Genomic DNA, 19,678 nt, shown 5'->3' on the forward strand with positions numbered 1-19,678 from the left:
GGGAGGCAGCCGGTCAGCGGCCGTCTCGGTGTGCGTGTGCTGCGGCCAGCAGGAGGTAGCTGCTGGCGGTCCAGGTGTAGGCGCGGTCGCGCAGACCCGTGCCGGTGAGGGCGTCGAAGTTCTCGGCGAAGCCGTGGGTCTCGCACAGGGCGCGGAAGCGGGCGCTGATGTCGTCCGCCAGCCGGTGGTGGCCGGCGCGACGCAGGCCGTCCTCGACGAGGACGGTGGCCGGGGCCCAGATCGGGCCGCGCCAGTAGCCGTCGGCGAGGTAGTGCGGTGAGGTGGTCAGTTCGGTGGCGAGGCCGTACGAGGTCAGATGGGCCTTGATGTGGTCGGCCAGGGCGCTTGCGACCTCGCCGGGCAGGTGCTCGCCCAGCACGATGGGCATCAGGTCGAGAAGGCTTGAGCTGCTCCAGGTGTCCCCGCTGGCGACGCCTTGGGCGACGAATCTGTCCCCGCTCCAGAGCTGCCCCAGCAGCGCCGTCTGGGTCTCCTCGGCCGCCCGCGTCCACCCGCGCGCCTCGTCCTGCCTGCCCAACTCCCCCGCCAGCTCGGCGAGTTCGCGCAGTTGGAGGACGAGGAAGGCGGCCAGGTCGGCGGTGACGACCACGCGCTCGGGGTCGAAGGTGGTGGCGTTGTCCCAGCCGCTGTCGTTGCCGTGCTGGTAGTGGGCCAGTTCGGCGCCGGGGGCTCGTCGTGCGGTGAGCCAGAAGTCGGTCCAGCGCTCCAACCGGTCGTACACCTCGGTCAGTTCGGCGTGGCCGGGAGGTGTCGGCAGGCGGCGGCGCAGGTGGCCGAAGGCCCAGCCGTGGATGGGCGGCTTGACGAAGTTGTAGAGCACCTCGGAGTGGGTGACCGAGTCGGGCAGGGCGCCGCTGTCGTCCTGGTGGTCGAAGGGCAGGGCGAACTGGTCCAGGGCCAGTCCGGGACAACCGGGCGCCAGAGCGAGGGCGTTGAAGCAGTGGTCCCAGCTCCAGACCTTGTCCATCCAGTGCTTGGACATCAGCACGGCGGGCCGGGTGACCAGGCCGGTCGGTCGTACGGTCGCCGACCAGACGACGTAGGCGGCGAGCTCGGCGGCCGGGGTGGCGGACGAGCGCCAGGGGGCCATGGCGTCGACGAAGTCCCTGAAGCCTTTCTTCGCGGCCTCCACGATCTCGTCGAAGGGCGTCGAGGACGCGTAGGGCGGACGAGAGGTGTCGAGTTCCTCGATCGCGATCTCCCAGGCCCCGTCCGCCGCGGCGGTGATGGCGAGACCGCGGTCGCCGCTGCCCAGGGCCTGGGCTCCGGCCGGGTCGGCGAGGGTGCCGGACAGCACGGTGACGCGGTACCGGCGTCCGGTCTCGTACGACGTGAACACGTGCCCGTTCGTTGCCGGGTCGTGGAAGAAGTACGTTCCGCTGAACGGGGTCAGGGCCTGCGCGGCGGCGAAGACGCTGATGCCCAGGCCGCTCCCCCGCAGCCGCACGGTGTCCGGCGACTCGTAGGCGAGGTCGACGTGCCCGCCCTCGCCGAGCCAGCTGAGCAGGCCCGGTGTCGCCTCGACGCGGGCCGCGGCCCGCTCACCCGTCGCCGGGTCCAGGGGGACCAGGCGCAGTACGGCGTGCATGCCGTTCTGGTGCGAGACGAGGTGGAGGTCCTCGGCGTACGTCTTCTCCGCCACCACGGGCGAGATGTCGAACCAGGATCCGTACGTGCTGAACGGAATGTCGTGGACGGAGAAGGCCGGGCCGGACGGGGCGGCGGTCATGATGCGTCACTCGTTTCTCGGGCAGGGGGCACCGGCCGACTGGTGTGCAGCCGGAGCGGTCGTGACGGGAGGGAGGGACTCAGTCCTTGACGGCGCCGGCGGTCACGCCGGCGGCGACGTAGCGCTGGGCGAGGACGAGGATCACGGCGGTCGGCAGCGAGGCCACGACGGCGGTCGCCATGATGGCGTTCCACTGCTGGTTGTTGTTGCCGATGTAGTGGTAGATGCCGAGGGTGATCGGCTCGTGGGCGCCGCCGCCCGCGAGGGTGCTGGCGAAGACGAAGTCGGACCAGGACCACAGGAAGGCGAACAGGGAGACCGTGACGACGGCGTTGCGGCTCATCGGCAGCACCACGGACCAGAAGGTCCGCAGGGCCCTTGCTCCGTCCATCTGCGCGGCCTGGATCAGCTCGCCGGGGATGCCGGACATGAATGCCGTGAAGATCAGGACCGCGAACGGGACGGCCAGGGTCGAGTCGGCGACGATCAGCCCGGGGACGGACTGGAGCAGACCCAGCTGGAGGTAGATGGCGTAGAAGCCCATCGCCATGATGATGCCGGGGATCATCTGCGCGGCCAGCAGGACGAAGTTCAGGATGCCGCCGCCGCGCGGGCGCAGCTTGGCCAGGGCGTAGCCGGCGGGGGCGGACAGGGCGACGGTCAGGACGACGGTGCCCAGGCCGATGACGAGGCTGGTGCCGAGGTAGGGCAACTGCTCGTCGAGGACGGTGCGGTAGCCGGCCAGGGTGCCGTGCACAGGGAGCAGGTCCGGTGGGCTCTTGCGCATGTCCTGGTCGCGGGTCAAGGACACGTTGAGCATCCAGTAGACCGGGAAGAGCATGATCGCGGTCAGCAGGACACCGACGGTCGTCTTCCACCACGTACGGCTGGTGCTTCGGTTCATGACAGCGCCTGCTTTCGCTGGACCCGGACGTAGACCAGGCCGAAGACCAGGGCGGCGACCACGAGCAGGTTGCCGACGGCCGCGCCCGGGCCGAAGGCGGGCAGGAGGTTGCCGAAGCCGAGCTGGTAGGACCAGGTGGCGAAGGTGGTGGACGAGTCCGCGGGGCCGCCCTTGGTCATGATCCAGATGATGTCGAAGACCTTGAGCGTGTAGACCAGCCCGAGCAGCAGGGTGATCGCGGACACCGGGCGCAGCAGCGGGAAGGTGACGCGCCAGAAACGCTGCCAGGCGTTCGCCCCGTCGAGGGCGGCGGCCTCGTAAAGGCTCGCGGGGATGGACTGCAGGCCGCTGTAGAGGACGACCAGGTTGAACGGGACGCCGATCCAGATGTTCGCGATGATCACCGAGGTCAGCGACCAGGACGGTGAGGTCAGCCAGTTCACCGGCTCGATGCCGACGGCGCTCGCCAGGGCGTTGACGATGCCGGAGTCGCTGTTGAGCATCCACGACCAGGTGGAGGCCGACACGATCAGCGGCAGCAGCCAGGGCACCAGGAACAGGGCGCGCAGGGTGGCCGACAGCCGGAAGTGCTGGTTGAAGAAGACCGCGAGGGCCAGGCCGATGGCGTACTGGAAGGCCAGGCACACGGCAGTGAAGACGGCCGTGTGGAGCAGGGCCGGGGCGAAGGTCGGGTCGTCGAAGACGGTCTGGTAGTTGCTCAGGCCCGTGAAGGGTGCGTTGCCCTGCACGAAGGAGCGGACGGTGTAGTGGCGCAGGCTGAGGTCGAGGTTGCGGTACAGCGGATAGGCGTAGAAGAGGGCGAGATAGACGGTCACTGGGGCGAGGAATCCCCAGGCGGCCCACTGCTGGGAGGTCGGACGGCGGCGTGTCCTGGTGCGGGCCGGGGACGGGGCGGCGGTGGCCGCCCCGTTCCGGACGCGCGCGGACCGGTGGTCCGGCGGATGGGTGGTCTGTTTCATCGAACCCACGTCACTTGACCGCGTCCTGCGCCGAAGTGAGCGCGTCCTTGGGCGACTTGGACCCGCTGAGGGCGGACTGGACGGCCTTCCACATCTGCTCGGATATCTTGGGGTACTTGGTGCCCAGGTCGTCGCTCGTGCGCCCCTTGGCCGACTTGACCGCGTCGACCCATGGCTTCAGCCCGGCGTTCGCCGCCACCTGCTTGTTCTGGACCTCGCTGGTGGGGGCCACGTAGGACAGGGTGGTGTCGGTGTCGTAGAGGTTGCCGTTGCTGGTCAGGCAGGTGGTGAGCTTCTGGGAGGTGGTGTAGCGGGCGGTGTCGTCCTGGACCGGGATGGTGACGAACTCACCGCCGGTCGGGGCCGCCGCGTTGCCCCCCGTGGCGGCGGGGATGGGCAGCACCCCGTAATCGAGCCCGGCCTTCCTCGCATTGGCGAGCTGCCAGGTGCCGTTCTCCGCGAAGGCGTAGTCGCCGCTGGCGAACTCCTGCCAGCTGGTGGTCTGCGTGTTGTTGAGCACCGAGTTGGGGGCGTAGCCCTGCTTCAGCCAGTCCTTCCACAGCGACAGGGCGGACACGGCCTGCGCGGAGTCGAGCCCGGTCAGCTTGGCGCCCGCGCCCCAGAACCACGGCAGGAACTGGAAACTGCCCTCCTCCGTGCCGATCGCCGAGAACGTGACGCCCTTCTTGCCCGCCTTCTTGACCTTCGCCAGCGCCGCCGTCAGCGACGTCCAGTCCTTGACCGAGGCGATGTCCACCCCGGCCTCCTTCAGCACCTTCTTGTTGTAGTAGAGGGCCAGGGTGTTGGCACCGATGGGCGTGCCGTACGTCTTGCCGCCCGACTGGCCGGCCGCGAGCAGGTTGGGGTCGGCTTTCGAGGTGTCCAGCTTGGTGTCGTCGGTCGTGGTGATCACGCCCGCCTCGGCCAGGGTCGACACCACCGGGTTGTCCACGATGAGGACGTCCGGCGAGTTGCCCTGCTGCGCCGCCAGCAGTGTCTTGTTGCCCAGGTCGCTGGTGTCGAAGGCGGTCCGCTTGATCTTCACTCCGGCCTCGGTGCCGCACCGGTCCAGCAGCTTCGCCCAGGCCGAGCCCTTGTCGAACTGCGGGTACGGGTCCCAGATGGTGTACGTGCCGCTGCCGGCACCCTTGGCGTCCGTGCTGCCCGAACCGGAGGAACAGGCGGTGGCGCTGACGGCCACGGCCAGGGCGGTGAGGGCTGCGGCGGTCAGACGACGCTGTCTGGAGGAGTGGTTCATTGCAGGGATTCCTTTGTTTTGGTCATGACAGTGCCGAAGGCATGGGGTGAAGAGGAGAGACGGGCACGGCGAACGGCACCGTTGAGCGGTTCGAGCGCCCGGTGGTGTGAGAAGGGTTGAAGAGTGCTACGTGGGTGCGGTCAGGGCGTCGTACCGGACCCTGCGTCCGCGGTGGGTGTGACTCCCGCGGGCCCGGTGCTGGCCCGCAGGGAGATCGGCGGCGTGAGGAGATGGTGCCGGGGCGGCGCGTCGGAATGGTCGAGCCGCTCCACCAGCAGGTCGACGGCGCGCCGGCCCATCTCCTCCGCCGGTACGTCCGCCGCTGTGAGCTGCGGGGTCACCGTCTCCGCCCACCGGCCGGCCACCACCCCGGTGACGGAGAAGTCGCGCGGCACATGGCGGCCTGCCCGGGCGAGCCCCCGGTAGAGGCCGCCCAGAGCGGCCTCGTTCAGCGTGACCAGGGCCGTGGTGGCCGGGTCGTCGCGCAGGATCTGCTCCACGCATGCCTGGCCCGACGCGGCGTCGTCCCCGCAGCAGTACGTCCGCACCGTCAGCCCGCGCTCGGCCGCGGCCTTGGTGAAGCCGTCCAGGCCACGGTGCGCGGACTCGTACCCGGCCCGCAGCAACTGCTCGGGACGGTTGACGAAGGCGACCCGGCGATGGCCGAGATCCGCCAGGTGGTGCACGCACGCCGCCGCCAGCGCGGTGTGGTCCAGGCCTACCCACCAGCCGCGCTCCGGATGGGCGGTACGGCCGATGGCGACGGAGGGGAAGTCCAGCTCGGCCAGGTGATCGACCCGGTCGTCCTCCAGCCTGATCTCCATCAGGATCGCGCCGTCGACCCGCCGCTCGCCCAGCAGCCGCTGGAAGGAGCGGTCGCTGTCCACACCGCTCGGCGACAGAAGCACGTCGTAGTCGTAGGCCGCGGCGGCCTCCACGACGCTGCCGATGAAGTCCAGCTGCATCCCCGTGTAGTGGTTCCCGGCCGGCGGGAAGACCAGACCGATCGTGCTGGTCCGGCCGTTGGCCAGCGCGCGGGCACTGGCGCTGGGCCGGTAGCCCAGCTCGTCGACGACCTGCTGGATCTTCCGGCGGGTCTCCTCCGACACCGGGCGCTTGCCGCTCAGCGCATACGACACGGTGCTCCGCGAGACACCGGCCCGCTTGGCGATCTCACCGATGTTCACGGGAACTCCTTGCTCGAACCGGTTCGCTGCTCCGCGAGGAACATACCGCCGGGCGCCTGAGGCTGGGAACGGTGAAGTGCGATCTCCGGATTGTCGAACCGGTTCGCATGAAGTGAAGGTAGGAACCGCCCGAAGGCCTGTCAACACCCCGGGCCGCATTCTCGCAAACCCGGCCGGAGCCGGTAGATCCTCGTGTCGAGGGGATTGCTGGCCGGGTTGCCCGGTGCTAGCTTCGCCGAACCGGTTCGATGAAGTGATCCTTTCGACAACCGTGGGCCCGGTCCGCACCCTCCCCCGAGGTCGCGGACCCCGTCCCTGCCCGGCCAGACGACTTTCCTTGCCTCTGCGGCGCAGACGATCTGTCGGTCCGACGTATGCCGACACTCAAAGAGTGAGGACGCGATCCATGCCTCCCGCTGACGGATCATCCCGGAGACGCGCACCGGCCGCCGTGGCACTGACTCTCGGCGCGGGCCTGCCGGCCGCCCCGGCCGTCCCCGCGCAGGCGGCCGAGGCGCCCCAGCCCGCCGCCCGCTACACCTTCGACCAGGACGACCTCGCCTCCGGCATCCCGCCACCGCACACCCCGCTCACCCGACCAGCGGGCGTCGAACGCCGTGTCGCCGAGGCCCGCACCACCACCGATGAGCAGCAGTTCCCAAGCTGTTTTGGCCGGTGTCGTCCGCAACAGCTGTCCTCGGCCGGACACCCCTCGCCGAGGAGGGGCGCCTCCGTAGCCCTGGCACGGTCACGGTGTGCCGGTCCTGCGTCGCACCGCGCGGCGCGTGGACCGGCGAGGGACCAGCACCGGTTGCACGAGCCGACGCCGCTCCACACCGCTGCGGGCGTTGATCAGAGCGATCAGCAGATCGACCGCTTCGGTACCCACCTGGTCCGGACGGAGGCTGACGGTGGTGACGGGCGGGGCTGTGCTCGCGTAATCCGGATCCTCGCTGACGCACGCCACCAGCAGATCCTGCGGCACCCGCAGACCGTGGCGCCGGGCGGCGGCGAGGATGTTGTGACCGGAGTCGGAGTAGACGCCGATGACGGCATCCGGCCGCGGATCGCGGCGGAGCAGCCGGCCGACCGCGTTCTGTTCGGCCATGAAGTAGTCGGGCAGCGAGGCGTACTCCTCCACGAGGGCGGGCATGCGGTGTTCGTCGCACCAGGACCGGTAGGCGTGTGCGATCAGGTGCGGGTACGCGTCGTCGTGAAGGGGCAGGGAGAGTCCGATCCGCCGGGCGCCGGACTGCGCGAGGTGTTCGAGCAGGAGGCTCAGGCCCGATTCGTGGTCGGCGTCCACCCACGCGTCGCACCGGTGCGGCTGGGGCGGCCGGCCTTCGCTGATCATCGGTATGCCGCGCTCCCGCAGGATGGAACGCACCGGGTCCTCCGCGCGCGGTCCGACGTGAATGACGCCGTCCATCGGCGTGTTGAGCCACATCCACGGTGACATCGAACTCGGCATCACCAGGAGCAGATAGCCGCGTTCGTGGGCCGCCGCCATGGCTCCCAGCGTCAGTTGGGCGTAATACGGGATCTCGGTGTACGGGACGGGCAGGTCGCCGTACGTCGTCATGGTCAGGCCGAGCACCCCGGTGCCGCCGCGGGCCAGGGCACGGGCTGTGCTGGCCGGGGCGTAACCGAGTTCGCGTGCCGCGGCCAGCACACGCTGCCTGGTCGCCTCGGACAGCCGTCCGGTGCCGCCCAGCGCATTCGACACGGTGGCCGTGGACACCCCCGCCCGTGTGGCCACGGCGTCGAGCGTGGGACGCCGCCAGGAGCCCGAGCTGTTCATGCACACCCCAACCAGCGGAACGGCTTGTGGTTAAGAACTTAATCAATCAGCCTACCCGGCAACGGAGGCCGGGACCGGTCGCCGGGAGAGGAGTGATCAGATGCCAGATATCCCTGTCACCAGCGTCGAGGGGCCCGCGGACGGCTCGCTGCACAGGCGGACGTTCCTGGCCGCGGCCGGGGCAGGTGCGCTCGCGGTTGCCGGTACCGGTACGGCCGCCCGGGCCGCGACCGGCCGCTCCCCGGTGCGGGTGACCACCGTGGTGCTGAACGGGCGGGTGTTCACCGGAGCTCACGGAGGCGCACCGGCCCAGGCGGTGGCCGTCGGCAGCGACGGGAAGATCCTCGCCGTCGGGTCCGACGCGGAGATACGCCGTCGCATCGGCCGCCGTACCGTCGTCATCGACGCCCACGGAGGTACGGTCATGCCGGGCCTCCAGGACGGGCACATGCACCCGCTCGGGGCGGCCATGCAGTCGCTGAACCCGTCGCTGGGCAATCAGACCATGACAGTTCCGCAGTTCCGCGCCAGGGTCCAGGAGATGCTGGACGCCACGGCGGCGCAGGAACCGGACGGCTGGCTCCAAGTCACCGACTGGAACCCGGTGGGCCTGCAGCCCGCGGGCACCGTCGCCGACAAGACGCTGCTCGACTCGCTGAACACCAGGCGCCCGATCTACCTGCAGGGTTCCGACTTCCACAACAGCCTCGTCAACAGCCGGGCACTCGCCCTCGCGGGAGTCGACCGCAGCACCGCCGACCCGGCGGGCGGGCAGATCGTCCGCGACGGCGCGGGGAACCCGACCGGTCTGCTGAAGGACAACGCCCAAGGGCTCGTCTCCGCGGTGATCCCTCCGCCGAGTGCCGACCGGATCGACGCCGCCCACGCCAGGATGGCCGACACGCTCCTGGCCAACGGCATCACGTCCTTCCTCGACGCCGCCAGCAGCGAGGACAGCGTCAAGACCTATGCCGACCTCATCAAGAAGGGCCTGCTGCCACAGCACATCACGCCCGCGCTGCTGATCGACGCCGACCTCGCCAAGAAGCCCCGGGCGGCGGCCGAGTACCTGCGCGACGTGCGCAGACGTTTCGCCGGACCGGCCACGCTGCGGCTGACGACCGCCAAGGTGTTCCTCGACGGCGTGATGGAGTTCCCGGCCCAGACCGCCGCCCTGCTGACCCCGTACCTGGACGCCCAGGGCAGGCCGACCGACCACCGTGGCGACCTGTACGTCAGCGACCGGGACTACCGGGCTGTCGTCCGCGCCCTGGACGCGGACGGGTGGCAGATGCACGCACACGCCATCGGCGACCGCGCCGTACGCACGGCCCTGAACGCGTACGAGGCCGTCGCCCGCCCCGGTCGCCGTGGCCGACGGCACACCATCACGCACCTCGAACTGGTGCACCCCGACGACTACGGACGCTTCGCCCGGGCCGGAGTGGTGGCGAGCATGCAGTTGCAGTGGGCGATGCCGACATCGTTCACGAGCGACGCGCTGCGGCCCTACATCGGGCCGGAGCGGTACGCACGGCTGTACCCGGCTCAAAGCCTGGCCCGGGCGGGAGCATGGCTGGCCGGCGGCTCGGACTGGCCGGTGGACCCGCTGCTCCCCTTCACCCAGATCGCCACGGCGATCGACCGCAGCAACCCCGAGTCCCAGGAGCCGCCGCTCAACGCCCGCGAAGGGCTGACCCGGTTGCAGTCGCTGGTCATGCACACCGCGGGCACGGCGTACCAGTTGCACGACGCCGCCTCGGGAACCCTGCGGCCGGGACGGCGGGCCGATCTGATCGTCCTGGACCGGGACATCACCAAGATCCCGGTGAAGGACATCCGGGGCAGCAAGGTCCGGTACACCCTGATCTCCGGACGGGTAGTCCACGACGCGGGATCGCAGACGGGTCGGGCACGGGCCGAGGCGGCGCAGCGCATGGGCGTGCTGGGCACCGGCCGGGCGCCGGGTGAGTCCTGCTGCCGAGGACACTGACCCGGCCGGGCGGACGCGCCCCGGCCTGTCCGACGGGGCCGGGGCGCGGTCGGGTGGGCGCGAGAGTGCCGCGTCCAAAAGGCTCCGGTCACCGACACCTGAACAGCCGCTGCGTACCGGCCCATGGCCTCGAAGGAGGCGAGCAGTGCAGCGGCCGATCTCCTGGGTGGACGGCGCGCAGGTCGTTGCGGATGGCCGGCATGTCGCGCCGGACACGCTCGGCGCTCGAGCCGGGGGCGGGGGTGTCGCCTTCGCCGAACGCGCAGACGGCGCTCCAGTAGGCCGGGCCGCGGTGCGGTGGTGTGATGTCGTCGTGGTGGACGGCCTTGAAGATCACGTCGGTGACGTCTCCAGGGGCGGACGTCAGGAGTCCGCCGAGAGGATCAACCCTCCTGCAGCGCAGGCGCAGGGTGCTCGCCCGATCCGCGGACGATCAGTCGGGTGGGAACGGTGATGGTGCGGGCGCGGGAGCGGTCGCCGTCGAGGCGGGCCAGGGCGGTGGCCGCTGCCGTTCGGCCGATTTCCTCGGGATCCTGGGCGACGACGGTCAGGGCGGGTTCGAGTGCCTCGGCGAGCGGGACGTCGTCGAAGGCGACGACGGCGATGTCCTTCCGCTTGCTGCGGGCGAGTTCGGCGACTATGCCCAGCGCGACGATGTTGTTGCCGGCGAACAGGGCTGTGGCCGGATCGGCCAGGCCGAGCAGTTGGGAGGTCGCGGTCACGGCTCCCTGCTGATCGTGGGCATTGGTGACCAGCGCACGGTCGTAGGGCAGGTCGGCCTCCTGCAGGGCCGTACGGTATCCGGCCAGGCGTTCGCGGCGGGTGTACAGCTTCACGGGCAGGTCGCCGATGAAGCCGATGCGCCGGTGGCCGTGGGCGATCAGGTGGGCGACGCCGTCATGGGCCCCCGCGCGGTTGGAGCTGACGATGCTGTCCGTGGACAGGCCGACTCCCGGACGGTCGAGGAACACCACGGGCAGTCCCGCTGCGCGGTGGCTCTTGAGGTGGGAGTGGTCGGCACCGACGGACGGCACGATCATCAGGATGCTGACACGCCGGGCCAGGAACTTGTCCGTCAGGGCGCGTTCCCGGTCGGGGTCGTCCGCGGAAGAGCCCATGAGCAGAGTCAGTCCGCGTTCGCGGACGGTGTCCTCGATGGCGCGCGCCACGGCTCCGAAGAAGGGGTTTCCGAGGTCGGGGATGACCAGGCCGATGGTGGTGTCGGGGCCGCCGACGCGGATGTTGCGGGCCATGAGGTTCGGCTGGAAGCCGAGCTTGGCCACTGCGGCGAGTACCTGTTCCCTGGTCTGCGCCGAGGCGGGTCCGTCCTCATTGAGGACACGGGAGACCGTCTTCGCGCTGACGCCGACCTCGCGGGCGACGTCGGCCAGGGTGGGGCGGCGGTTCGCTGCCATGGAGAAACCGTCTCCTGTGAGCCCTCGGTTCCGGCCGCGGCCTCGGCCGGACATGTGAGAGCTGAGTCGTGTTGTCAGGTGGCCTGGACTCCGGCGGCCTTCGCGGCCTCCGAATCCGCTACGACAGTACCTCCGGCCTCGTCGACGCCGAGTGCGCCGGTCATGATGGCGACGACCTCGGCCATGGAGTAGTCGGACGGCTTGATCAGAGCCGCGCGCCGGCCCAGCCGGTGGACGTGGATGCGGTCGGCGATCTCGAAGACGTGGGGCATGTTGTGGCTGATGAGCACGACTGGCATGCCCTTGTCGCGGACGCGGCGGATGAGGTCCAGGACCTGGCCGGACTCCTTGACGCCGAGTGCGGCGGTGGGCTCGTCCATGACGACGACGCTGCGGGCCCAGGCGACGGAACGGGCCACCGCCACGGCCTGCCGCTGACCTCCGGAGAGAGTCTCGACCGCCTGCGTGAGCGAGCGCAGACCGATCTTCAGGTCGGCCATGTGCTCGGCGGCCTCCTGACGCATGCGCTTCTTGTCGAGCATGCGGAAGACACTGCCGAGGACACCGGGGCGGCGTAGCTCCCGGCCGAGGAACATGTTCGAGGCGATGTCCATGGAGGCGGCCACCGCGAGGTCCTGATACACCGTCTCGATGCCGTGGGCGCGGGCGCTCTGCGGGCCGGAGAAGGTGATGGGTTCGCCGTTCAGGCGTATCTCGCCGGCGTCGGGAACCAGGGCGCCGGTGAGGGCTTTGATGAGGCTGGTCTTGCCGGCTCCGTTGTCGCCGATGACGGCGAGGACCTCGCCGGGCAGGAGGTCGAAGTCGGCGCCGTCGATGGCGGTGACATGGCCGTAGCGCTTGACCAGACCGCGGGCCTGCAGGACAGGGGTGGGGGACGTGGTGGCGGTCATCGTGCCCTCTTCCGGGAGATCTGGTCGACGGTCACCGCGAGGATCACCAGCACGCCGGTGATCAGGGTCTGGTAGATGGAGGCGACGCCCATCAGCTGCAGGCCGTTGCGGAACACGCCGACGATGAGAACGCCGATGAACGTGCCCAGCACCGAGCCGCGGCCGCCGAAGAGGCTGGTGCCGCCGAGGACCACGGCGGTGATGCTGTCGAGGTTGTCGGTCTGCCCGGCCTGCGGGTCACCGACGCCGGTGCGGGAGATGAGCAGCAGGGCGGCGATGCCGTACAGCAGGCCGGCCACGGTGTAGATGCCGATGGTCAGGCGGGAGGTGCGGATGCCGTTGAGCCGGGCGGCCTCGGAGCTGTTGCCCAGGGCGTAGACGTGCCGGCCCCAACCGGTGCTGCTCAGCGCGTACGCGAGGAGGAGGAACAGCGCGATGGTGACCAGGGAGCCGTACGTGATGTCGGTGTGGCCGAGCGGGAAGGTCTGCCCGAGAGCCGTCAGCAGGCCGGGCAGGCTGGTGACCGTCTGCTCCTTGGAGTAGATGTGCGTCAGCGCGAACGCGACGTTGAGCATGCCGAGGGTCACGATGAACGGCGGCAGCGGGACCTTCTGCACCAGCAGCCCGTTGAGCAGGCCGAAGCCGCCGCAGACGGCCAGGCCCAGCGCGATGGCGAGGAGCGGGGGCAGGGTCCCCTCGGCCGCCATCTTGGCCATCATGATGCTGCCGAACGCCATCACGGCGCCGCACGACAGGTCGATGCCGGCGGTGAGGATGATCAGGGTCTGGCCGATGGCGAGCGTGCCGACGACCATCACCTGCTGCACGATCAGGGAGAAGTTCCCGCCGGTGAGGAACTGGTCGGTGGAGAGGGAGAAGAAGACACAGGCCAGCAGGAGGGCGACCAGCGGGCCGGTGGTCGGTGCCGTGAGCAGTCTGCGGACCGTGGTCGGTGCCTTGAGCTCGGCGTACGGCGTCGTCGTGGCTGTCATGCGAAGTCCTTGTCGGAAGACAGATGTCCTTGTCGTCAGGACATGGGGGCGGCCGTCCCAGGTCGGGGAGGTACGTGGGCCGGCCGCCCCACTGGGGGGAGAGGCGGTGGAAGTACTGTCCTCGTGGGCAGCTCAGCCCCAGCAGTTCTCCAGGCCGTAGGCGGTGTCCTTGGACGTGACGCCCGCCTGCGCCTTGTCGGTGACCAGGGTGACACCGGTGTCGGTGTAACCGGACGCCTTCTTGCCGTTCTTGGCGTACGTCACCACGGCCTTGACGCCCTCGGCGGCCATCTTCAGCGGGTACTGCTGCGAGGTCGCGGCGATCTTGCCGTCCTTGACCGCCTGGGTGCCGGTGCAGCCGCCGTCGACGGAGACGATCAGGACGTCCTTCTCCCGGCCCTTGGCCTTCAGTGCGGTGTACGCGCCCAGGGCAGCCGGCTCGTTGATGGTGTAGACGAGGTTGATGCCGGGCGACTTCTGAAGGCAGTTCTCCATCGCGGTCTGGCCCTTGGCCTGGTCACCATTGGTGTCCTGGGCGCAGACGACGTCCTTGTCGGTGGCGCCGAAGCCCTTCAGGAAGCCGTCGTGCCGCTGGACGCCGACGGAGACGCCGGGCGCGAGGTCGAGGGTGGCTATCTTCGCCGTCTTGCCCTTCATGGCGGCCTTGGCGTACTCGCCGATCAGCTCGCCGGCCGTGAGGTTGTTCGTGGCGAAGAGGGCGTCGACCGCGCTCTGCGGCTCGGTCGGGGTGTCCAGGGCGATGACCAGGACACCCTTGGCACGGGCCTTCTGGATCGCGGGCACGATCGCCTTGGAGTCGCTCGGGGTGATGAGGATGCCCTTCACACCGGCGGCGACCATGTTCTCGATGGCGGTGACCTGACCGGAGTTGTCCCCGTCGAACTTGCCCGCGGCGGTCATCAGCTGGGCGCCGTCCGCTTTGGCGGCCTTCTCCGCGCCCTCCTTCATCTTCACGAAGAACGGGTTCGTGTCGGTCTTGGTGATCAGACCGACCTTGACGCTGCCCGAGCCTGAGCCCGCGGAACCCGATCCGGAGCCGGATCCGCAGGCCGTCAGGGTGAGGGCCGCGATGCCCGTGCAGGCGGCGACTCTGAGGAGGGACGGGGTCAGACGAGTGGTGCGCGACATGAACGACTCCTGCGGGATCACGAGCGGCGTGGTCGGCATCGGAGCATGCCGTCCCCGGGATGTCATCGTTGACTTATGTCATCGTTGACACCGCATGGCGAGGATGATGGACTCCGCATCCCGGCAACGTCAATGCCTTACCCCCGTCACAAATCGGCAACGCTCGCGGCTGCAACCCCCACGCGGCCACCCAGCGATTGCGAGAAGGGCAGCCATGAACCCGAGTCAGATCACCGTCCTGGGAGAGTGTGTCGCGGACGCCTTCTGCGAACCCGCGAGCGCCTCGAACGAACTCGCCCTGCGGGTGCTGCCCGGCGGCGGACCGGCGAACACGGCCGCGTCCCTGGCCCGGCTCGGCACCAGCGCCCGCCTCCTCGCGCGCCTGTCCGGCGACGTGTTCGGCCGCCTGTTCCGGGCCCACCTGGAGGAATCCGGGGTGGACCTGTCGTACGCCGTCCCGGCCGCCGAACCCAGCACGCTGGCCGTGGCGGAGCTGGACGCCCAGGGGCAGGCCGCGTTCTCCTTCCACGCGCAGAACACGGCCGACTGGCAGTGGACGGCTCAGGAACTGGCAGGAGTGGATCTGTCCGGAACCGCCTGTGTGCACACCGGCTCCCTCGCGCTCGTCCGCGAGCCCGGCGCGGCGGTGGTGGAGGAGTTCCTGTCGGCGGCCTCCGCCCGGGCCACCATCAGCATCGACCCCAACGTACGGCCGCTGCTGGTGCGCCCCGAGGTCTATCGCGCCCGGCTGGCGCACTGGTGCGCCCTCACCGACGTACTGCGGCTGAGCGAGGACGACCTGGAACTGCTCCTGCCCGGAACCTCGCCCGAGCGGGCCTGCGACGTCTGGCACGCCGCCGGAGCCCGGCTCGTCGTGATCACGCGCGGGGCCGACGGCGCCCTGGCCTCCCTCGACGGCGAACGGCTGCAGGTGCCGGCCGTGGCGACGCGGGTGGTGGACACCGTCGGGGCGGGGGACTCCTTCACCGCCGGCCTGCTGCACCACCTCGGCGCCCGCGGACACCTCGGCGGCCGGCTGACCGGCCTCGATCTCGGCGAGGTGGCCCAGGCATGCCGGTTCGCCGCTCGGGTCGCGGCCCTGACCTGCTCGGTCGCCGGTCCCAACCCGCCCTGGCAGAGGCAGCTGGACCGGTTGACGGCAGTCGGCGGCATCTGACGCGACCGGGATCCGCGCGGGGTCAATCACGCCCGAACTGTTGACGCGTCGACCGGATTGCGCTCATCATCGGGCCACTCGATGTCATCGATGACACAAGTCAACGATGACACTGGTCGACGGCATGGACGACGGCGCCGGCCGGGGTGCCACCTTTCGGTCCGTCCGTGTCAGAGCCGCAGTCTCCGCTGCGCGGACGGCCGCGGCACAGGAGACCCGATGACCTCTCGACGTGTGTTCCGGCATATCCGTGTCCGGCATGCCCGTGTGCGGACGATCGCGGCCATGGCGACCGTCTGCGCCCTCGACAAGGGCGAGTACCACCTCTTCCACCAGTACAACCCCAACGGCGACATCTGGGGACTACGCGGCGGTGTCCTGGGAGAACGTGCCCGGCGACAAGCGGTACAGGATCGGCTGGATGAACGACTGGGAGTACGGGACGTCCATCCCCACCTCACCCTGGCGCGGCGCGCAGAGCATCCCCCGCCAGACGGCCCTGCGCACCATCGACGGCCGCATCCGGCTGACCAGCGAGCCGGTGTCGAACCTGACCTCGCTGCGCGAGGGATCCGCGGCGACGGCGGCCGACGTCACCGTCACGAACACCTCACAGCCCCTGATCGGCTCCGCGGCCGAGGGCCAGGCACTCGACATCGAGGCGACGTTCACCCTGAACGACGCCGAACGCTTCGGCCTGAAGATGCGCACCGGCACCGGGCGAGAGCAAACCGTCATCGGATACGACACCACCACACAGGAGTTGTACATCGACCGCACCCGCTCCGGTGCCGTCGACTTCAGCAGCGCCTTCCCCGGCATCCGGACCGCGCCTCTGAAGGCCACGAACGGCAAGGTGAAGCTGCGGATCCTGGTCGACCGGTCGTCCGTCGAGGTCTTCGGCGGCAGCGGCGAGGCCGTGATCACCGACCAGATCTTCCCCCACCCCGAACTGACAAGGACACAAGACCGTGAAGAAAACCCTGCTCGCCGAGTTCACCGCCCGCGAGGGAGCGGAGGGCGAAGTCGCCCGCCTGATACGGGAGTACGCGCAGAAGGTACGAGACGAGGACGGCAACCTCACCTTCGACGTGTACACCAAGGAGTCCGACCCGCGCGCCTTCTGGATCTTCGAGGTCTACCGGGACGAGGACGCGTTCCAGGCGCATCTGAAGGCCTCGTACGGCGGCCCGTTCAACGCCGCCCTCGCTCCGCTGATCGAGGAGGACGCCTCTGTCCTGACTTTCCTCGACCCCCTGGCCTGAGGTGATCGACCCGCGTCGCAGTCACCGCGGCGCGGCTCGGCCGCTCGTGTACCGCTGCGAGGGTCGTGGCCGGCCATGGCTGATGTGGCCGGCCACGGCAGAGTGCTCGACTGAGGGTGGGTTACGGGATGAAGCCGTAGTCCAACTGGTTGGTGTGCCTGGTCCTGTTGCCCCGCGGGGACAGCACGAGCGTGCGGGCGAGGGTGCCGCCGAAGCGGGTCCCGCCGTCGCCGGCCGGGACCGTGTCGATGAAGCTCTCCACCAGTCCGTTGGGCATCACGTCATGCGAGTACTGCTGCGTCGGGGCGTCCTCGGGGTTGCCCAGGACCAGCGCGCTGCCGTTGAGCGGCTGGTAGTCACTGCGCAGCGACGGACCGACGAACCCGTGGACGCCGTCCCAGCCGGACAGCCCCGGGTCGATCACCACGCGCGGCAGGTCCGGGTGCTCGCAGTCCAGCAGCGCCGTGGGCAGACCAGCCCGGGTCAGCTCTTTCACCTCGTCATCGGTGGGAGCGAGCGAGATCGTCAGCAGCCCGTCGAAGCGATCGCCGGCCGCCACCGCCCGGTACTGCCGGTCACGCTGGTCCGGCGTGGCCACATCCAGCAGGGTGAGATCGTGGTCGCTGCCGTTCAGGACACGCGAAACCGTGCCCACGCCCACCCCGGGCAGCGACATCACCGATGGTCGCCCGTTCTCCCGCGGCCGTACAGTGTCCGACGGCCGCCTCCCCCGGCGGGCGTGCCGTCTCGGACGGGCGAAGGTCTCCTTGTCGTCGGTACGGCCCCGGTTGGCGATCCACTGCGAGATGCGCTCGTCCGCCTGGCTCTGTCTGCAGAACAGCTCAATCGACCAGTCGGTGTTGCCCGGGTCGCCCCCGGATGTGGTGCGCGCCCATCGGCCCCGCCGCCTGAGCCGCACCGGCGGTGGGCGTCAGGCCGACGACGGCCATGACACCGGCCGTAGCGGCGACTTCCGGATGTCATCAACACCACACGTGAAAGCCCCGTGCATTCCGACGCCGGTCTCGTGCCGCGGCTCGCACACGAGCTGCGGTCACTGCGCGGGGCGTCGGCAGCCCGTCGGGGGCTGCGGGAACGGGAGCCCTCCCCTGTGAGAAATCGGCGGCAACCTTTTCGCTGCATGCGGCCACTGAGCAGTGCACCATCGATTCGATCTTCCGAACGGACGGACATGAAGACACCGAGGCAGGCCGCGCGGCAGCGCCGGCGCAGACAGAGGCTGATGCTGGGTACCACGGTGGGGCTGACCGCCGTGGGCGTTCTCGCCTACCTGGTCATGGGGCTGCTTCCCGACCGCAAGACGGATGTGGCACCTGCCGCGGCCACACCCGCCGCCAGCGCCCAGGTGAGAGCCGGCAACGCGGCCGACAAGGACACCCCGTCGGCGACCCCGACCGCGACCGGCACCTCGACGCCGACGGCTGATGCGAGCACCGCGGCAGCACGACCATCGGCCAAAGTCACCCCGCGGCCCTCGCGGACGGCGTCCACCGCGGCACCGTCGACGGGACGGATCCGGCCCGGAGCCACCTACCGAGGGGTCGCCACCGCCTACGAGGCCGGCGACGGAAACGGCGCCTGCCTGTTCGGCCCGAGCAGCGACCTCATGATCGCCGCGATGAACACCACCGACTACGAGACATCCAGGGCGTGCGGCGCGTACGTGCGCGTCCGCGCGGCCAACGGCGCCTCCATCACGGTCCGGATCACCAACGAATGCCCCTTGCCCTGCGCTCCCGGGCAACTCGACCTCAGCCAACAGGCCTTCGCCAAACTCGCCCCGCTCAAGGTCGGCCGGATACCGATCACCTGGAGCCTGCTGAGCCCCCACACGTCCGACACGATCTCCATCCGGTACAAGACCGGGTCCAACCCCTACTGGTGCGGTATCCAGGCGATCGGCCACCGCAATCCGGTCGCGCGGCTGGAGGTCCGCACCGGCAACGGCTGGCGGCAGCTGCCCCGCACCGACTACAACTACTTCATTTCCGCCGACGGCCGCGGATGCGGCAGCGCGATCAGACTCACGGACATCTATGGAGAGCAGCTGGCCATCAGCGGGATCGCGCTACGGCCGAACGTCGTGCAACCGACCCAGGTCCAGTTCGCCCGGCACTGATCCCGCCGCCCACGTCCGATCCATCATCCCGACAACTGCCCGGCCCCTGGTCCTGGACCGGGGGCGCTTGGCCGAACAGGGCACCCACGAGGAACTGCTCGCTCTCGGCGGGCGCTACGCCGACCTCTGCGGAATCCAGGCGACCGCCTGTACGCCGAGCTGACACGGGCGACGTGGAAGTCATCGTCGGCCATGACGATCCACTGGGACTGGTCGACGGCGGCGACCCGCACGCCGTGCGGACGACGATGTGCGTCCCGCGGCCGAACAGAACGCTCTCCGCTGCCGCGGTACGGGAGAAGGCCACGGCCGACTGGTGCGCCTGGGAGGACGCGGTCCTGTCGGGTGGGACGAACGGCACCTCCCATCGGTACGGCGACCGTCCTCCTGCCGGTCAACCGGCGCTGGTACGCGTCTGTTCGCGCTGCTTCCCCCATGGGCCGTGGCTGGAGGAAGCCGTCATGACATGGGCAGCGCGACGACATGCGACCACGTGTGGGAAGCCCTCGACTGGTTCGCGGCCGCTGATCGGCTCCGGGCGCCTCGCCTTTCCGCGACGGCCTCCAGAGATCGGCGTACGGGTGCGAGCGGGGCCACACTCCGGTGGCCCCGCTCCGCCTCGGTGACCATGCCGGACAGCTTGCGGCTGCGCCGGGAGCGCACCGCCGCAGCCGCTTGTCATGCCGGCACCGAGGTCAGCGACGAGAGGTTGATCCGGTCCGGGCTGAGGTCTTGATCGTCAGCGAGCCGCCGGGC

17 protein-coding genes and 1 pseudogene are annotated in these 19,678 nt (G+C 70.0%); 5 read left to right on the forward strand and 13 right to left on the reverse strand.

Annotation, left to right across the window (positions count from 1 at the left end; genetic code table 11):
- Positions 1-13: 13 nt before the first annotated feature.
- The 7 genes from AQI88_RS38095 to AQI88_RS38120 all read right to left on the reverse strand — a co-directional run bounded on the left by AQI88_RS38095 (position 14) and on the right by AQI88_RS38120 (position 7,880).
- Positions 14-1,750: an amylo-alpha-1,6-glucosidase gene (locus AQI88_RS38095; protein WP_067009192.1), complete on the reverse strand. Its 1,737-nt coding sequence runs from the start codon at positions 1,748-1,750 to the stop codon at positions 14-16.
- 79 nt (positions 1,751-1,829) lie between these two features.
- Entirely contained in the window at positions 1,830-2,654 is an 825-nt protein-coding gene (locus AQI88_RS38100) for a carbohydrate ABC transporter permease (RefSeq protein ID WP_067009195.1), read from the reverse strand.
- Positions 2,651-3,634 carry a carbohydrate ABC transporter permease gene (locus AQI88_RS38105; protein WP_067009263.1) on the reverse strand — a complete coding sequence of 328 codons (984 nt, stop codon included), beginning with the start codon at positions 3,632-3,634 and terminating at the stop codon, positions 2,651-2,653. The genes AQI88_RS38100 and AQI88_RS38105 overlap by 4 nt, the downstream gene beginning before the upstream one ends.
- 10 nt (positions 3,635-3,644) lie before the next feature.
- Positions 3,645-4,892: a sugar ABC transporter substrate-binding protein gene (locus tag AQI88_RS38110; RefSeq protein WP_067009198.1), complete on the reverse strand. Its 1,248-nt coding sequence runs from the start codon at positions 4,890-4,892 to the stop codon at positions 3,645-3,647.
- A 140-nt stretch (positions 4,893-5,032) separates the two neighbouring features.
- Entirely contained in the window at positions 5,033-6,079 is a 1,047-nt protein-coding gene (locus AQI88_RS38115) for a LacI family DNA-binding transcriptional regulator (protein ID WP_067009201.1), read from the reverse strand.
- 424 nt (positions 6,080-6,503) lie between these two features.
- Positions 6,504-6,767 (reverse strand): hypothetical protein, encoded by a 264-nt coding sequence (locus AQI88_RS46280; RefSeq protein WP_159050493.1) that lies wholly within the window; start codon positions 6,765-6,767, stop codon positions 6,504-6,506.
- A gap of 60 nt (positions 6,768-6,827) precedes the next feature.
- Positions 6,828-7,880, reverse strand: a complete 1,053-nt coding sequence (locus AQI88_RS38120) for a LacI family DNA-binding transcriptional regulator (RefSeq protein WP_079058067.1) — start codon at positions 7,878-7,880, stop codon at positions 6,828-6,830.
- 100 nt (positions 7,881-7,980) lie between these two features.
- On the opposite strand from AQI88_RS38120, the gene AQI88_RS38125 reads away from it, so the two are divergent.
- Positions 7,981-9,873, forward strand: coding sequence for an amidohydrolase (locus AQI88_RS38125; RefSeq protein ID WP_067009204.1), 1,893 nt, complete (start codon positions 7,981-7,983; stop codon positions 9,871-9,873).
- A gap of 88 nt (positions 9,874-9,961) precedes the next feature.
- On the opposite strand, the gene AQI88_RS38130 is transcribed toward AQI88_RS38125, so the two are convergent.
- The 5 genes from AQI88_RS38130 to AQI88_RS38150 all read right to left on the reverse strand — a co-directional run bounded on the left by AQI88_RS38130 (position 9,962) and on the right by AQI88_RS38150 (position 14,340).
- Positions 9,962-10,210, reverse strand: a complete 249-nt coding sequence (locus AQI88_RS38130; RefSeq protein ID WP_067009207.1) for a hypothetical protein — start codon at positions 10,208-10,210, stop codon at positions 9,962-9,964.
- 46 nt (positions 10,211-10,256) lie between these two features.
- Positions 10,257-11,288 carry a LacI family DNA-binding transcriptional regulator gene (locus AQI88_RS38135; RefSeq protein WP_067009210.1) on the reverse strand — a complete coding sequence of 344 codons (1,032 nt, stop codon included), beginning with the start codon at positions 11,286-11,288 and terminating at the stop codon, positions 10,257-10,259.
- Between the two features lie 74 nt (positions 11,289-11,362).
- The gene (locus AQI88_RS38140; protein ID WP_067009213.1) at positions 11,363-12,199 is read right to left on the reverse strand and encodes an ATP-binding cassette domain-containing protein; all 837 of its coding nucleotides are present in this window, start codon (positions 12,197-12,199) and stop codon (positions 11,363-11,365) included.
- Complete coding sequence (locus AQI88_RS38145; RefSeq protein ID WP_067009217.1) at positions 12,196-13,191, reverse strand: ABC transporter permease; 996 nt, start codon at positions 13,189-13,191, stop codon at positions 12,196-12,198. Before AQI88_RS38145 ends, AQI88_RS38140 begins: the two co-directional genes overlap by 4 nt.
- Positions 13,192-13,323: 132 nt before the next feature.
- Positions 13,324-14,340, reverse strand: a complete 1,017-nt coding sequence (locus AQI88_RS38150; RefSeq protein ID WP_067009269.1) for a sugar ABC transporter substrate-binding protein — start codon at positions 14,338-14,340, stop codon at positions 13,324-13,326.
- Positions 14,341-14,554: 214 nt separating this feature from the next.
- On the opposite strand from AQI88_RS38150, the gene AQI88_RS38155 reads away from it, so the two are divergent.
- The 3 genes and pseudogenes from AQI88_RS38155 (at position 14,555) to AQI88_RS38165 (ending at position 16,782) form a co-directional block, all read left to right on the forward strand.
- A complete protein-coding gene (locus AQI88_RS38155; protein ID WP_067009220.1) occupies positions 14,555-15,517 on the forward strand; it encodes a carbohydrate kinase family protein in 963 nt (320 codons plus the stop codon).
- Positions 15,518-15,881: 364 nt separating this feature from the next.
- Positions 15,882-16,499 (forward strand): annotated as a pseudogene (locus AQI88_RS44145) (GH32 C-terminal domain-containing protein); the annotation flags it as partial.
- Entirely contained in the window at positions 16,489-16,782 is a 294-nt protein-coding gene (locus AQI88_RS38165) for a putative quinol monooxygenase (protein WP_067009226.1), read from the forward strand. The pseudogene AQI88_RS44145 and the gene AQI88_RS38165, both read left to right, overlap by 11 nt.
- 121 nt (positions 16,783-16,903) lie before the next feature.
- On the opposite strand, the gene AQI88_RS48145 is transcribed toward AQI88_RS38165, so the two are convergent.
- A complete protein-coding gene (locus AQI88_RS48145) occupies positions 16,904-17,458 on the reverse strand; it encodes a glycoside hydrolase family 68 protein (RefSeq protein WP_067009229.1) in 555 nt (184 codons plus the stop codon).
- A 567-nt stretch (positions 17,459-18,025) separates the two neighbouring features.
- On the opposite strand from AQI88_RS48145, the gene AQI88_RS38175 reads away from it, so the two are divergent.
- A complete protein-coding gene (locus AQI88_RS38175; RefSeq protein WP_244184520.1) occupies positions 18,026-18,922 on the forward strand; it encodes an expansin EXLX1 family cellulose-binding protein in 897 nt (298 codons plus the stop codon).
- Positions 18,923-19,678 lie beyond the last annotated feature (756 nt).

It is taken from the genome of Streptomyces cellostaticus, from assembly GCF_001513965.1.
Lineage (GTDB): Bacteria > Actinomycetota > Actinomycetes > Streptomycetales > Streptomycetaceae > Streptomyces > Streptomyces cellostaticus.

What these genes read in the sequence shown, in the direction of transcription:
- AQI88_RS38095 (WP_067009192.1), bottom strand. Translation starts at nt 1,750, where the DNA reads ATGACCGCCGCCCCGTCCGGCCCGGCCTTCTCCGTCCACGACATTCCG.
- AQI88_RS38100 (WP_067009195.1), bottom strand. Translation starts at nt 2,654, where the DNA reads ATGAACCGAAGCACCAGCCGTACGTGGTGGAAGACGACCGTCGGTGTC.
- AQI88_RS38105 (WP_067009263.1), bottom strand. Translation starts at nt 3,634, where the DNA reads ATGAAACAGACCACCCATCCGCCGGACCACCGGTCCGCGCGCGTCCGG.
- AQI88_RS38110 (WP_067009198.1), bottom strand. Translation starts at nt 4,892, where the DNA reads ATGAACCACTCCTCCAGACAGCGTCGTCTGACCGCCGCAGCCCTCACC.
- AQI88_RS38120 (WP_079058067.1), bottom strand. Translation starts at nt 7,880, where the DNA reads ATGAACAGCTCGGGCTCCTGGCGGCGTCCCACGCTCGACGCCGTGGCC.
- AQI88_RS38125 (WP_067009204.1), top strand. Translation starts at nt 7,981, where the DNA reads ATGCCAGATATCCCTGTCACCAGCGTCGAGGGGCCCGCGGACGGCTCG.
- AQI88_RS38135 (WP_067009210.1), bottom strand. Translation starts at nt 11,288, where the DNA reads ATGGCAGCGAACCGCCGCCCCACCCTGGCCGACGTCGCCCGCGAGGTC.
- AQI88_RS38140 (WP_067009213.1), bottom strand. Translation starts at nt 12,199, where the DNA reads ATGACCGCCACCACGTCCCCCACCCCTGTCCTGCAGGCCCGCGGTCTG.
- AQI88_RS38145 (WP_067009217.1), bottom strand. Translation starts at nt 13,191, where the DNA reads ATGACAGCCACGACGACGCCGTACGCCGAGCTCAAGGCACCGACCACG.
- AQI88_RS38150 (WP_067009269.1), bottom strand. Translation starts at nt 14,340, where the DNA reads ATGTCGCGCACCACTCGTCTGACCCCGTCCCTCCTCAGAGTCGCCGCC.
- AQI88_RS38155 (WP_067009220.1), top strand. Translation starts at nt 14,555, where the DNA reads ATGAACCCGAGTCAGATCACCGTCCTGGGAGAGTGTGTCGCGGACGCC.
- AQI88_RS48145 (WP_067009229.1), bottom strand. Translation starts at nt 17,458, where the DNA reads ATGTCGCTGCCCGGGGTGGGCGTGGGCACGGTTTCGCGTGTCCTGAAC.
- AQI88_RS38175 (WP_244184520.1), top strand. Translation starts at nt 18,026, where the DNA reads ATGCTGGGTACCACGGTGGGGCTGACCGCCGTGGGCGTTCTCGCCTAC.